Source organism: Aphanizomenon sp. UHCC 0183 (assembly GCF_009712065.1).
Taxonomy (GTDB): Bacteria; Cyanobacteriota; Cyanobacteriia; order Cyanobacteriales; family Nostocaceae; genus Dolichospermum; species Dolichospermum heterosporum.
Map to the genome: position 1 here is coordinate 76150 of NZ_VILC01000004.1, position 15092 is coordinate 91241.

A 15092-nucleotide genomic window follows, 5' to 3' on the forward strand; every position below is an offset into this window, starting at 1 on the left:
CAACTTTCCCTCAATTTAGGTACAATCTATAAGCTGACATAACCTTGACTTAACCAAAATGACAAGCATCTCCACCCCTACCCTCAAAATCCCCGAACTCCTAGCACCTGCGGGTAACTGGGAATGCGCCCAAGCAGCAGTAGAAAATGGTGCAGATGCGATTTACTTTGGTTTAGAAAAGTTTAACGCGAGAATGCGGGCTGAAAATTTCACAGAAGCAGATTTACCCGAATTAATGGAATTTTTGCACCTGCGGGGAGTCAAAGGTTATATCACGCTGAATACCTTGATTTTCCCCCAGGAACTAAGGGAAGCACAGCAATACCTCAAAACTATCATTTCTGCTGGTGTTGATGCTGTGATCGTGCAAGACGTGGGGATTTGTCGGCTGATTCGTCATCTTTCCCCTGACTTTCCGATTCATGCTTCGACCCAAATGACTATTACCAGTGCTGCGGGGGTAGAATTTGCTAAATCTTTGGGTTGTCAATTGGTAGTTTTGGCAAGAGAATGTTCGATTTCTGAAATTAATAAAATTCAACAACAAATATCTCAAAAAAATACTTCCTTACCTTTAGAGGTTTTTGTTCATGGTGCTTTGTGTGTCGCATATTCTGGACAATGTTTAACCAGTGAATCACTAGGAGGACGTTCTGCAAATCGGGGAGAATGCGCTCAAGCTTGTAGAATGCCTTATGATTTAATTGCAGATGGGGAAGTTGTGAATTTAGGTAATAGAAAATATTTATTAAGTCCTCAAGATTTAGCAGGTTTAGACGTTTTACCAGAGTTAGTTAAATCTGGAGTGACTTCTTTGAAAATTGAAGGACGGTTGAAAGCACCGGAATATGTTGCTAATGTAACTCGCGTTTATCGTCAAGCTTTAAATCAACTATTAGAAACAAATGTAGAGACGTTTTCTAGTCGAAAGAAAGACCAATATAAGTTAGAAATGGCATTTTCTCGCGGACTATATACAGGTTGGTTTGAGGGAATTAATAATCAAGAATTGGTACATGGAAGATTTGGTAAAAAACGGGGTGTTTATTTGGGAGAAGTTACCCGAATTAGAAATGCCGAAATAACAATAAAGCTAGAAGCACCTGTTAAACCCGGAGATGGGATTGTTTTTGATTGCGGACACCCAGAAAGGAAGGAAGAAGGGGGACGAATATATGCAGTTATTCCTAATGGTCAGGATGTCATCTTAACTTTTGGCAGAAATGATTTAAATTTCCATAATATCCATATAGGTGATAAAGTTTGGAAGACAAATGATCCAGAATTGGATAAACAAATCCGTCAAAGTTATACTGGAGAACATCCCCAATTTACCAGACCGATTAATATCGAAGTACATGGAGAGATTGGCGAAAAACTAATAGCTATATCCCGTGATCAATCTTGGAATATAGTGCAAGTAGAATCAGAAATATTGATAGCTGAGGCACATACAAAACCCCTCTCAACAGAAAGATTAAAAGAACAATTTGGCAGGTTAGGAAATACACCTTTCCATTTAGATACTTTTATAAATAATCTCAACGGTAATATTATGTTACCTGTGAGTGAGTTAAACCGAATGCGTCGGGAAATAGTTAGCAAATTAGAGGAATTAAGAAGTAGACCCAAACTTTGGGAATTAAATCATCACGGAAAATGGCAAGATTTAATTAGTTCTAAATCTACACCAATTCCTGCTTCCCCTTCCCTGATTGTTTTGGTGAGAAACATCGAACAATTAAAAGCAGTATTAACAACAGATATCAAAACTATATATTGTGAATTTGAAGATCCTCGCAATTATAAAGAAGCAGTAAAAATAGTGCGAGAATCAAAACAGGAAGAAATTAGTATTTTTGTCGCACCACCCCGGATAACCAAACCTGGAGAAACCTGGATTTTAAAACAAGTTCTTGCTTCCCAAGCTGATGGTTATTTAATTAGAAATTATGACCAATTAGAATATTTTGCGAATGAAAGATGTGTTGGTGACTTTTCCTTAAATATTGCTAACCCTTTAACCGCAGATTACTTTAAAAACCGCTTTAATTTAGAACGATTAACAGCATCTTACGACTTAAATATTAATCAACTGGAAGATCTAATTACCAATTACCCAGCACAAAATTTTGAAGTCACAATTCATCAACATATACCAATGTTTCACATGGAACATTGTGTATTCTGCGCTTTTCTATCTGAAGGAACAGATTACACCAATTGTGGTAGACCTTGTGATACACAAGCGGTTATAATCAGAGACAGAGTAGGTAGTGAACACATTCTTAAAGCAGACGCAGGATGCAGAAATACAGTATATAACGCCACAGCACAAACCGGAGCAGAATACGTACAACGGCTGATTTCATTGGGTTTACAGCACTTACGGATTGAATTTGTCAGCGAAACACCAGAACAAGTGGAAAAAACCATACATAGCTATCAGAAATTACTCCAAGGAGAAATCATCGGTTCGCAACTGTGGAGAGAATTGAAGCTACAAAACCAATTAGGTGTGACTCGTGGTGCATTGGGGATAATGTAGCTAAATGGCAATAAGTAGTATTACAATACTTATGCACCTTGATTACTACTTTTTATGTCCAGTTTAATGCCCCAGTGCCAGCAATTGCAAGCACAAGTTGAATCTATTCTCCAACTTCTACAGCAAGAATCAGCTTTGCGTTCTCAAGATATTACATCTGTGCAAATTTCTTTGGATAAAGCGATTTCTCCCAAGTTTGAAATTGTGTTTGCGGGTGCTTTTAGTGCGGGTAAATCAATGTTGATTAATGCACTTTTGGAGAGAGAATTATTATATAGTGCAGAAGGACACGCAACTGGTACAGAATGTAAAATTGAATATGCACCTGTAGATTCAGAAAGAGTTGTTTTAACCTTTTTGAGTGAAAAAGAAATTCAAGAACAAGCGGTGTTTTTGTGTCAACAATTGGGATTTAATACCGTAGAGAATATCCATAAACAAGATGTAGTTGATTTATTGCATCAAGGTTGTACAGCAATTATTCAACAAGAGGGAGGAGAAAGTAAATCAGAACGTGCAAAACAAGCAAAAGCATTAATTTTGCTATTAGAAGGATATGTCACAAATCGAGATCGCATTAATACAATCAATAATGCGACATACTCGATGGAACAATTTAATTTTACTAACCTCAAAGAAGCCGCAGGATATGCTAGAAGAGGTAGTAATAGCGCGGTTTTGAAACGAATTGAGTATTATTGTTATCATCCGCTTTTGGAAGATGGTAACGTCATTATAGACACACCAGGAATTGATGCACCAGTAGAAAAAGATGCACAATTAACATATCAAAAAATTCAACATTCAGATACCTCAGCAGTAGTTTGTGTTCTCAAACCTGCGTCAGCAGGAGATATGACGAAAGAAGAAACCGAACTATTAGAAATAATGCGGGAAAATGCAGGGATTAGAGATAGGGTTTTTTATATCTTTAATCGCATTGATGAAACTTGGTACAAGAATCAACTTAGACAACGTTTAGAAGATTTAATTAACAGTCAATTTCGAGATACTAACAGAGTTTATAAAACCAGTGGTTTGTTAGGATTTTATGGAAGTCAACTAAAAAAAACAAGCATACAGGATAGATTTGGATTAGATTCGATTTTTGCAGAAAGTGTTAAAGGTTTAGATAGTAGAGAAGAAACACCACAATTTGTCAATGAATTTAATCGCTACTGCGTTGCTTCAGGTAAACTTTCTCCCAGTCAATTTAGAATTTCTCTCCATAATTATGAAACTTCTAATCACAACTATGTGAGAATTTTAAGCGAACAGGGAACACCGTTAATTAATCAACTCATTCAAGATAGTGGAATTGAAGAATTTCGCACATCAATTACTCGCTATCTCACAGAAGAGAAACGTCCCCAATTATTCAAAAATCTCGCAGATGATTTAGAAGATATTTGTATCAAACTCAAAAAACACTATCAAAGTGTGCAAATTAATTTAGATAGTCAACCGCGAGAAATCGAGAGTATGAAAGAATATGAGTTGCAAAAATTAAATCAGCAACTCCAGCAAGTTGGAAGAGAATTTAATCAGCATATTAATGATGAAATCAACAAGATTATTAATAATAACTGCGAAGACTTTGAAGCAGATTTTCGACAATTACAATCACGGATGATTCGTCGTCTTGATGAATTATTAGATACCTTTTCTGTAGCTGATGCTTACCGTCGCGCTACTTTGAGTCATCCCCGCAATGCAACTGCACCTTTATTAGCTATTTTAGTAGAGGCTTTTTATTATCTATCAAATGAGTTAGAAGACATTTTTATAGAGTCTTGTCAACAAGTTGTTGCTAATCTATTTCAACAGGTAATGGAAAAGATTAGAAAATCAGAATATTACCGTCAATTATATCGCTTACTAGGGAATGATGGAGGAATAGAATTACAGGTAAAAGTCATAGAAGAACGGGTTTCTCAAGCTTTAATTAGTGCTGCTAGAGTGGAGTGCGATAGATTTGTCAGAGAAAGTCCTAGATTTTACAACGAAGGCACATTTTCTATCTATCAATTTCGACAAGTATTAGAACAAACTTCCCAAGCTTACGACGCAGGAAGTGTAATTGAAGCTGAACCTGCAATTAGACAATTATTGAAGTTAGATTTTGAACCGAAAGTTTCTGATACTATTCGTAAATCCTTCCGTCAAACTATCAACCAAACTATCAAAACTCAGTTATTACCAATGGGGGAAAAACAAGCAGATGAGATATTACAACAATATACTCATGCGCGGGGTTATTTAGAGAAGACTTTACAACAAGAAGCTGAGGAAAAGATTGCTAATAATCAACGTTTGTTGAGTCAGGTTGAGGGGAAAATTGAGGAATATAATACAGCAGTTGCGGGAATTAATGGCTGTTTACAAGCGATGCAGTTATATGAACATTTACTGCCGATAATTGGGGAAGAATAGGTATAATATTTTAGGTGAATACGAGGTTTTTCTGTGTTCACCTAATAGGAGTTTTCTCACGCAAAGGCGCAAAGACGCAAAGGAAGAAAGAGATGAAAGATAATTTTGAAATTATAAGTTCTGAACAAAGTGATGTTGTGATTGATTTTGATGGTTATATTTTAAAAGCCAGTCAATTAGATTTAGCTTTGTCAAAAGTAATCTTAGATAAGGGTAGTTTAAAGCACTTAAATCATGAACTAGAATCTATAAATAGTCGTGTTTTACCATCTGTGAAAAAACCTGATGATTGGATAAATAATGGTGTTGATTGTCAGATTTTAAAACCTAGTAAAAATTGGCAAAAAGGAAAATTAAGAATGAAAGTTTCTCTAGAATTTTGTCCTGACGAACCAGAAATCAAAGAACCAGAATCACTCCTTCAGGAGATAGAACGTAAGCTAAATGAAGCTACATCATAAATTAATTAGTCTACGCAGGTGGACTTTGTTTGTGTAGATGCGATTTTAATTAATTGTCTGAATCAGGATGTCCAGGATTTAAGGATTTTCAGGATTATTAATTTATTAATTGTCCAAATCAGAGTTTTATCATGTAAAAACGCAAAGGAAGAAAGAGATGGAAGATAATTTTAAGTTGATAGAATGCAATGATGATGATGTGATTGAATGTAATGATTTAACTTACAAAGTTAATAAATTGAAACAAGCATTTGAATTTATAGGGAGTGATACAAACTTTTTAAGTTCTTTATGGGAAGCATTACGAAGACAAAAAATTCATTATTTACAAGACAGACATTATAATACTGAATGCTTCAAGGAAGGTATGGAGGTTAAAATGCTAAACTTAGGTTCTAAATCTTGGAAGAAAGGAAAATTGAGATTTAAACTTAGCATTGAATTTTATGTTGAAGAAGAACACACAGAAATCAAAGAACCTGAATCACCTCTTGATGATTTACGACGTAAGATAAATGAGGCTACATCATAAATAAATTAGTCCACGCAGGTGGACTTTGTTTGTGTAGATGCGATTTAATATTTTGTCTGAATCAGGATGTCCAGGATTTAAGGATTTACAGGATTATTAATTGTCTGAATCAGGATTTTCTAAAAAGTTAATTTATTTTAAGATTGATAATTGATGATATATTTATTAGTATGATTAGTGAAGATAGTAAACAGTAAAACCTTTATTCTCAAATAATTAAATCAAGAAATCCTCACATCCCCAAATATAAATATCAAACTACATCCTGTACATCCTGAAATCCTGGACATCCTGATTCAGACAAAATATCAAATCAAAAAATCCCAAAATATAAACACCAAACCACATCCTGTAAATCCTCAAATCCTGGACATCCTGATTCAGACAAAATATCAAATCAAAAAATCCCAAAATATAAACACCAAATCACATCCTGTACATCCTCAAATCCTGGATATCCTGATTCTGACAGAAATTTTAATCTATGAATAAAACCCCACGCATTCCCATACCTCAAGAAGTCAGAAACTACGTTTTCCAAAGAGACAAATATCAATGTCAAAGCTGCGGTAAAATCTCCCAAGAAACTCAACTCAGTATTGATCATATTATCCCCTTATCTCGTGGGGGAAAAAACGATATTAGTAATTTACAAACTCTCTGCTTACAGCGATTTCCAATCATATAAGGTACATCCTAGCCCCCTCATCGCTTGCGGGGAGGGGGTTGGGGGTGGGGTTCTTGTTCCAGGTTTGATGACAATTTGCTGTAACTTGTAATCAGCAAAAAACTAATAACATTGACAATCGGTTTCGACGACATTTTGAAACTTAGTGATATTTAGATCCCCGACTTCTTAGAGAAGTCGGGGATCTGATTCTTATTCTTTCACCGTTTTAAACCATTCACTTATCCCGTCAGCTAAAATATTAGCCATTTTCTTCTGTGCTTGAGGATTAACTATCTCTTCAAATTCATCAGGACTACTCATAAAACCCAATTCTAATAATACCGCCGGTGCAGCACTAGGACGAGTCAGGGCTAAATTATTCCAAAATACACCGTAGGAAGGTTTACCAAGTTTTTTAACTACGTAATTTTGTAAAAATACTGCGAGGCTGTGTGATTGAGGATGATACCAAAAAGTACCAAAGCCTTTAGTTTTTTCCGCATCACCATTATCTGGTAAAGAGTTATGATGAACGGAAAGAGCGATCGCAGGTTCTTGTTTATTAATTATCGTCTGACGTTCCACCAAAGACACATCTCGATCATCCTCCCTCGTCATCACCACCTTAGCACCGCGCTTCACCAACTCATCTCGCAGCAATTGAGAAATTATCAAATTCACATCTTTTTCTAAATACCCAGTTGGTCCACTAGCACCAGATTCTTTACCACCATGCCCAGGATCAAGTACAATTTTGATGCCAGATAAAGGTAAACGTTTGCTATTTTTCAGATCGGGTGGATGACGTAAAGTTAAAACCAAAGTTGTATTGTCATACCTCAGCTTATAGCCCCACTGTTGGATGTTTTTGAGGTTAAAAGTATATTTGATCTGTGTGGGACTTACCTGTTGCCAATCTAGGCGAGAAATCAGGCGATTATCATCTAGGCGAATTGTGTCTGTTTGGGCAGTGGTATTGTAAAGGGTAAGAGTGAAAGCATTATTTCCCTGTTCCACACTCACCGGCACAGCAGTTTCTAAAGGGAAACGAATCTCCGTCGCTTCAGCTAATTGCCGATAACCCACACTCCGAATCACCGTCTGTGGTGCAACCGCACCTGATATAATTTTAGTTTCCTTGCTATTAATCCAAGCCCCATAGTCTAAGCGCAACCATTCACCGTTCTTACCCGTAACACTCGCCATAGTTCCCTTTGGCAATGGTGTAAGTCGTGAATAATCGGTACTAGATCCCGTGCGAGTAACGCCTGATTCTGATGCAATTTCTGCAACTGGTAACTGTGTCGGGGACAGAATTTCGATTTTGCCTAAACCAGTTTGAGTTATTCTTTGATCATTAATTTGTAAATTAAATTGAGGTTTTCCTAAATCAGCAGCATTTGTGACTGTTGTACAACCTTGGTATTTGGTAAGACTAGAAAGATTAGGCTGATTTAACCCCGTCAAGACACTTGAATTTGGAGGTAATTGTGCCTGGGAAGGTTGGGGTAAAAGGGCAATATTTTGATTTACCAGATTCACCCAGACAGTAGCTTGAGGTGGTGCAACTGCACTAAAACAAATTAATTCTCCTGGTAATCTGGCAATATCAGCAGCAGGAGTCAAGGAATCCTTAGCAAAGCCTAAACCTTGGGGTAACTCAGGTTGAGTAGACACCCTGATGATCTTAATCTCTCGTTCTTGATTTTGGTAACGGACTTTAAATATATTTTCCCCTAACTGCAAGGGAAAACTAGGGGAAAAATGCCCAGCTTTGCTACGGTTAATCAGCTTACCATTAATTAAAACCTGACCTTTGGGGGGGGCTGTACCGATAAAAAATATTTTTTCTGTGCTGGTTTGGTAGTTTGTCGGGGGAAAAACTACTAAAAGTGGTTCTTGTGCTAATGCAACTGAGGAGGTGACTAAGAAATTAAATAATACTAACCCTAAGAGTTTTTTCATGGACAAACACAGAAGATTTGAGGATAGAGACTGTGGCACAATAGCCAAGATGGAATCAAATATGAATGCAAAAGTGGCAATACATTGGTCTCAAATAAGAGAATTCAATCGGGTAAAATTCATCCTGCATACAAGCCTCCAACATTGTTTACACAAATTCTCCTGCGGGAACAAAATCTATTAAGAGTTGCTAGAAATTGAAAATACTATGACTAAGTTTATCTTTGTAACTGGGGGCGTTGTTTCCAGTATTGGTAAGGGCATTGTAGCAGCAAGTCTGGGACGTTTGCTTAAATCGCGGGATTATTCGGTTTCGATTCTTAAACTCGATCCCTATATTAACGTTGATCCAGGCACAATGAGTCCTTTTCAACATGGGGAAGTTTTTGTCACCCAAGACGGTGCAGAAACAGATTTGGATTTGGGACATTACGAGCGCTTTACTGATACTTCTATGTCTCGATTAAACAGTGTTACTACTGGCTTGATTTATCAGTCAGTTATTAACAAGGAACGCCGAGGCGACTACAATGGCGGCACTGTTCAGGTAATTCCGCACATTACCAATGAAATCAAAGACAGAATTCTCAGAGTTGCTAAAGAAACTAATCCTTCCGCCGTGATTACGGAAATTGGTGGAACTGTGGGTGATATTGAATCACTGCCTTTTTTAGAAGCAATTCGCCAATTGCGAAAGGAAGTAGGAAAGCGTAATGTGTTATATATGCACGTTACTTTGTTGCCTTGGATTGCTGCGGCGGGAGAGATGAAAACCAAGCCTACTCAACATTCTGTGAAAGAATTGAGATCCATTGGCATTCAACCAGATATTCTAGTATGTCGGAGCGATCGCCCCATTCCTGTGGGCTTGAAACAAAAGTTATCAGAGTTTTGTGATGTCCCTGTAGAATGTGTTATTACCAGTCCAGATGCCCGTAGTATCTATGAAGTCCCAGTAATTTTAGAACGGGAAGGATTAGCCGAACAAGTTCTCAACTTACTGCAAATGGAACAACGTCAACCCAATATGACCCAATGGGAAACGATGGTAGACCGGATGTATAATCCTCAACACACCGTCGAAATCGCCATTGTTGGTAAATATGTGCGGTTAGGTGATGCCTACCTTTCTGTGGTTGAGTCTTTACGTCATGCGGCTATTGCAACTCATGGTGATTTGCGTCTGCGGTGGGTAAATTCGGAAGTTTTGGAAAATGAACCACCGGAAAACTATCTATCAGGTGTTGATGGTATCATCGTTCCTGGCGGCTTTGGTAGTCGGGGAATAGACGGGAAAATTGCGGCGATTAAATACGCACGCGATCGCCAAATTCCCTTTTTAGGTTTATGCTTAGGAATGCAGTGTTCCGTGATTGAATGGGCGAGAAATGTCGAAGGCTTATCTAATGCCAATAGTGCCGAATTTGACCCATATACGGACAATCCAGTTATTAACCTGTTACCAGAACAACAGGATGTGGTAGATTTAGGCGGAACAATGCGCTTAGGGTTATATCCTTGTCGGGTACTTCCCAACACTCTAGCTTTCCAACTTTATCAAGAAGAAGTCATTTACGAACGCCACCGTCACCGTTACGAGTTCAACAATGTTTACCGCAGTCAATTATTAGATTCTGGTTACTTAGTGAGTGGCACATCTCCAGATGGTAGATTAGTGGAAATTGTCGAATATCCCAAACATCCCTTCTTTATCGCTTGTCAATTTCACCCTGAATTTCAATCTCGCCCTAATGCACCTCATCCTTTATTCAAAGGATTTATGACCGCTGCCATTTCTCAATCTCATTCTGCAACTGCTACACCTAAGCCTGTACAAGTGTGACAGGGAACAGGTGACAGGGAACAGGTGACAGGTGACAGGTGACAGGGAACAGGGAACAGGTTACAGGTGACAGGGAACAGGTTACAGGGAACAGGGAACAGGTGACAGGGAACAGGGAACAGGTGACAGGGAACAGGGAACAGGGAACAGGGAACAGGGAACAGGGAACAGGGAACAGGGAACAGGGAGCAGGGAACAGGGAACAGGGAACAGAAAAATTCAGTTGTATAATTAACTCTGTCCCATTATTTAATAGACATCTCCGAGAAATAATGTAGAGACGTTCCATGGAACGTCTCTACAAAGGTTTTAGGATACGCATATTTGTCTAATTGTTAATGCTAACTTAGCAGCGCCTACCATTCCTGCTGCATTTCCTAATTCTGCTGGGAGAATTTGCAAACCTGCGCGAGATGTTGGTAAAACTCGGTTTTCGATTTCTGCTATTAGTGACGGTAAGAAAAATTCAAAACTCCCACTGACACCACCACCAATAATAATTGCTTGGGGTGTCAGCACATAGAGTAAACTGGTTAAACCAATTCCTAAGTCTTTACCATATTCTTGCCAAAAAGTCAAGGCTTCTGGATTTCCGGTTTGGGCAAGTGCGCCTAATTCTGCTGGTTCTTTGCCTGTGCGGCGACGGATAGCAGATATGGAAGTATGTTGTTCTAATGAACCTTGATTGCCACTATTACACATCGGTCCATCAGGATTTAAGGTAATTAAACCTAATTCTGCTGCTGCACCTTGATGTCCGACAAACAATTTACCATCAAGAATAATTGCCCCACCAACGCCAGTTCCCAAAGTTAGTAAAATCAAATTGGGGAAATTTCGACCTGCACCTAACCAAGCTTCTCCTAAACCTGCACAGTTAGCGTCATTTGCCAAAATTGTCGGTTTACCCGTTTTGGCTTCTAACCAATCTGCTAAGGGGACATCATGCCATCCTACGAGATTAATGGCAACTTTGGCAATGCGTCCCGTAGCATCAGCAGGACCCGGAGTACCCAAACCAATGGCGATACTTTCATTATTGGGGTCAATTTCGGCGATCGCATCTACAATAGCAGATAATACCGCCTCTGGTGTTGCCGGTTGGGGAGTATCCACAGATAAAGATTGTAAACAATTACCATCTGCTGTAAATCGTCCCAACTTAATCGCAGTCCCCCCTAAGTCAATTCCAATTACTTGTTTTGTCATTAGTTAGTTGTCAGTTGTTCGTTGTCAGTTGTTATTTTTCCCAATTACCAATTACCAATTACCCATTACCAATTACCCATTACCCTTTTTCATAACTTGCACATTTGCAATTGGGTATGAAGTTTTGTGTGCTTGTTGCCAATCTGTGATGGGTGCGCCTTTTAAAATACCAGATAAAGCTACAGAAATCATGAATCCACCTGTAGCAGCCGCAATTAAAGTAATATTATCGTTCACAAAACTCTCTCAGGTTGTCAGTTGTCAGTTGTCAGTTGTTAGTTGTTAGTTGTTAGTTGTTAGTTGTTGGTTGTCATTAGTTATTTTTTGCCAATGACCAATGACCAATGACCAATGACCAATGACCAATGACCAATGACTATTGCCTATTTTCTCTTCTCAGACGAGGATTGACAAATTCATTTAAGCCTTCACCAAGTAGTGATAACCCTACAACTAAAGTTGTCATTGCTAAACCAGGAAATAAGGTAGTCCACCAAATGCCTGTAGGTAGTGCTTCTAGAGCTTGTTTTAAATCATATCCCCATTCCGGTACTTCTTCGGGTAATCCTAAACCTAAAAATCCTAAACCGCCTAAGACTAATATGGCATCTGCGGCGTTGAGGGTAAAGAGGACGGGGACGCTTTGAATAACATTGAAAAATAGATACCGAGATAAGACAACCCAGGTAGAAGCCCCCATTGCTTGTGCAGCTTCGATGTACACTTCAGTTTTGACGCTAACGGTGTGGTTACGAACGACGCGATAATATTGGGGAATGTAGGCTATACTAATGGCGATCGCAGCATTTAAGATACCTCTCCCCACGACAAAAGCCAATGTTACCGACAGTAGTAATCCTGGCAGTGTATAAATACTATCCATTAGAAACAACAGAGCTTTATCTAATTTTCCTCCCAAATAACCGCTAACCATTCCCAATGGCACACCAATAATCATACTCAAAGATGTTGCTAAAGTCACAACTTGCAACGCCGCTTGCACACCAAACACACTGCGAGAGAAGACATCATAGCCTAAACGACTTGTACCAAACCAATGTTTAACCGAAGGCGCTTCATGAATAGGGTTAGCAAGAAATTCCTTCGGGTTTTGCAACCACCCCCAACCTTGAAAAACAGGAGCAAAAAAGGCTAAAAAGATGAAAAATAGAGTCATACCCAACCCAATCTGCATTAATCGCTGGGAGAGGCTAGGATTTTTGGGAAATTTCCAGAAATTGGGTAATTGCTTTTTTGTGATTGTCATCTAAACACCGGCTTTAAAAATTTGATTAGCAGTTAAATTTAACTCTGGCCAACTTGGTGATATTATCAGGTCATTATCTCTAAACTGACTAACTTGATATTCTTCATCTATTAGGTGATAAATAGAAATAGTTGGTTGTTTGGGATTGCCAATAAATGCTCTACCACCTAAAGCAGCATAATCAACAATCCAATATTCAACAATCCCCATTTGTTCATAATCAGCCAGTTTTTTGTGGTAATCATCACGCCAATTTGTACTGACAATTTCCACCACAAGAGGAACAGACGCAGATTCACTAATAGTAGACTGTTTTTTCCACAAAGGTTCATTGACGAGATTAGACCGATTTAACAGTATTATGTCTGGTAAGTATGCTGATTTGCTGTTTGCTGATTTGATTAAAGCTGTTTTGGGGCTGAAATAAGGAAGTCTTAGCCGACTAAACTCTAATGTAATTTGTGTAGCTAAAAATCCAACAATTTCTTCATGATCTCCTACGGGTGGTGTCATTTCTACAATTACTCCATCATGTAATTCATAGCGGACTCCTGTATTTGGATACCACTCTGTAAACTCTTCAAAGCTGACTAATTTAGTTTGAGGTAAAGCTTGAATCATAATTTAAGTAGGTTAGCATTGAAAATCGTCGTTATGGCAAGGCAACAGGCAAGAGGCAAGAGGCAAGAGTGAAGAGGGTTTGGGCGATTTTACTTTTCTTTACACAGATTGGTTTTATTGTGTTCACCTACTTACCCGCCTATAAAATTGTAGAGTGAGTTAGCTATGTTTAACCATAAGAGTACCGTGATATATGGCTTTTGACCTAATTTTTATACTCCATTCAAGTGGATCACACCATATCATATTTGCAGCCCATGATTATATCAAAAAAGTAACGTAACTGCATTATCTGGGCAAGGATAGCCCAACTGAGACAAAACTAATACAGGAAATGGGTTCTGTCTGCCCATTCCCAAACTACAATAAGAATATATATCCGAATATTTTGATTAATTTGCTCTATGTCAGTTTTAGCAGCGATCGCAGTCTTGGCTATTTTGATCTTAGTACATGAGTTGGGACATTTCATAGCCGCCCGTTCTCAAGGCATTTATGCTAACCGCTTCTCCTTGGGTTTTGGTCCGATTCTTTTAAAGTACCAAGGATCAGAAACAGAATACACTATCCGTGCCTTCCCTTTGGGTGGCTTTGTCGGCTTTCCCGATGATGATCCAGATAGCGAAATTCCCCCCAATGACCCAAACTTGCTGCGTAACCGCCCAGTTTTAGACCGTGCTATAGTCATTAGTGCTGGTGTAATCGCCAATTTAATCTTTGCGTATTTAATGTTGGCTTTACAACTGGGAATCGTTGGTATACCCCAAGAATTTCAGTATCAACCAGGTGTACTTGTCAAACCTGTAAACGAACAATCCGTCGCTTATCAAGCAGGGATTCGGGAAGGAGACATTATTATAGCTGTGAATGGTCAAGAAATTCCACTAGGTAAAGATGCAACCACATTATTAACCAAGGAAATCCAAACCCACCCTAATCAAGAAATTGACCTGAAAATTCAACACGAAACCCAACAAACCAACCTGAAACTAACACCCAAACAAGGTGCTGATGGTAAAGGTGTGGTAGGAATTGAATTGGGTCCAAATGGTAAAGCAATTTATCGTCGTCCTCAAGATATTGTCGAGATTATCAAAGTTGCTGCTAATCGCTTCCAACAGTTAGTTGTAGGAACATTTCAAGGTTTTGGGCAGTTAATTACTAATTTTGGACAAACGGTGGGACAAGTTTCTGGACCTGTAAAAATTGTCCAAATTGGCGCACAATTAGCAGCTAGTGATAGTACCAATTTATTTTCTTTTGCGGCAATTATTAGTATTAACTTGGCAATTATTAATATTTTGCCTCTTCCCGCTTTAGATGGTGGACAATTAGCATTTTTACTCATTGAAGGATTATTTGGTAAGCCTTTACCTAACAAAATTCAAGAAGGTGTGATGCAAACTGGCTTAGTGTTACTTTTAGGATTAGGTATTTTCCTAATTGTCAAAGAAACAACCCAATTAACATCCCAGCTAGAATGGGTACAACAATTGTTTCAAAAATTGTAACTCCAGCTATTCTCAATAGGAATTGTAGGGGT

The 15092-nt window shown here is 38.4% G+C and carries 12 protein-coding genes; 7 read left to right on the top strand and 5 right to left on the bottom strand.

The window, feature by feature from the left end; genetic code table 11:
• The first annotated feature begins 58 nt into the window (after nt 1–58).
• From FJR37_RS02150 to FJR37_RS02170, 5 genes are all read left to right on the top strand, one after another.
• Complete coding sequence (locus FJR37_RS02150) at nt 59–2548, top strand: U32 family peptidase (protein WP_168465161.1); 2490 nt, start codon at nt 59–61, stop codon at nt 2546–2548.
• Between the two features lie 54 nt (nt 2549–2602).
• Nucleotides 2603–4981, top strand: a complete 2379-nt coding sequence (locus tag FJR37_RS02155; protein WP_168465162.1) for a dynamin-like GTPase family protein — start codon at nt 2603–2605, stop codon at nt 4979–4981.
• 92 nt (nt 4982–5073) lie between these two features.
• The gene (locus FJR37_RS02160) at nt 5074–5442 is read left to right on the top strand and encodes a KGK domain-containing protein (protein ID WP_053539401.1); all 369 of its coding nucleotides are present in this window, start codon (nt 5074–5076) and stop codon (nt 5440–5442) included.
• A gap of 157 nt (nt 5443–5599) precedes the next feature.
• A complete protein-coding gene (locus FJR37_RS02165) occupies nt 5600–5974 on the top strand; it encodes a KGK domain-containing protein (protein ID WP_168465163.1) in 375 nt (124 codons plus the stop codon).
• 484 nt (nt 5975–6458) lie between these two features.
• Nucleotides 6459–6662 (top strand): HNH endonuclease, encoded by a 204-nt coding sequence (locus FJR37_RS02170; RefSeq protein ID WP_168465164.1) that lies wholly within the window; start codon nt 6459–6461, stop codon nt 6660–6662.
• Nucleotides 6663–6854: 192 nt separating this feature from the next.
• Here FJR37_RS02170 and FJR37_RS02175 read toward each other — a convergent pair whose 3' ends face one another.
• On the bottom strand, nt 6855–8609 hold the full coding sequence (locus FJR37_RS02175) for an N-acetylmuramoyl-L-alanine amidase (RefSeq protein WP_168465165.1): 1755 nt from the start codon (nt 8607–8609) through the stop codon (nt 6855–6857).
• A gap of 208 nt (nt 8610–8817) precedes the next feature.
• On the opposite strand from FJR37_RS02175, the gene FJR37_RS02180 reads away from it, so the two are divergent.
• The gene (locus FJR37_RS02180) at nt 8818–10452 is read left to right on the top strand and encodes a CTP synthase (RefSeq protein WP_168465166.1); all 1635 of its coding nucleotides are present in this window, start codon (nt 8818–8820) and stop codon (nt 10450–10452) included.
• Between the two features lie 309 nt (nt 10453–10761).
• Here the strand turns inward: FJR37_RS02180 and FJR37_RS02185 are convergent, their stop codons facing one another.
• From FJR37_RS02185 to FJR37_RS02200, 4 genes are all read right to left on the bottom strand, one after another.
• A complete protein-coding gene (locus FJR37_RS02185; RefSeq protein WP_168465167.1) occupies nt 10762–11661 on the bottom strand; it encodes an ROK family protein in 900 nt (299 codons plus the stop codon).
• A gap of 72 nt (nt 11662–11733) precedes the next feature.
• Nucleotides 11734–11898, bottom strand: coding sequence for a hypothetical protein (locus FJR37_RS02190; RefSeq protein ID WP_168465168.1), 165 nt, complete (start codon nt 11896–11898; stop codon nt 11734–11736).
• A 139-nt stretch (nt 11899–12037) separates the two neighbouring features.
• Nucleotides 12038–12928, bottom strand: coding sequence for an ABC transporter permease (locus tag FJR37_RS02195; RefSeq protein ID WP_168465169.1), 891 nt, complete (start codon nt 12926–12928; stop codon nt 12038–12040).
• Nucleotides 12929–13549, bottom strand: coding sequence for a Uma2 family endonuclease (locus FJR37_RS02200; RefSeq protein ID WP_168465170.1), 621 nt, complete (start codon nt 13547–13549; stop codon nt 12929–12931).
• A gap of 404 nt (nt 13550–13953) precedes the next feature.
• Between FJR37_RS02200 and rseP the strand changes: the two genes are divergently transcribed.
• Complete coding sequence (rseP, locus tag FJR37_RS02205) at nt 13954–15060, top strand: RIP metalloprotease RseP (protein WP_039200560.1); 1107 nt, start codon at nt 13954–13956, stop codon at nt 15058–15060.
• Nucleotides 15061–15092: the final 32 nt, after the last annotated feature.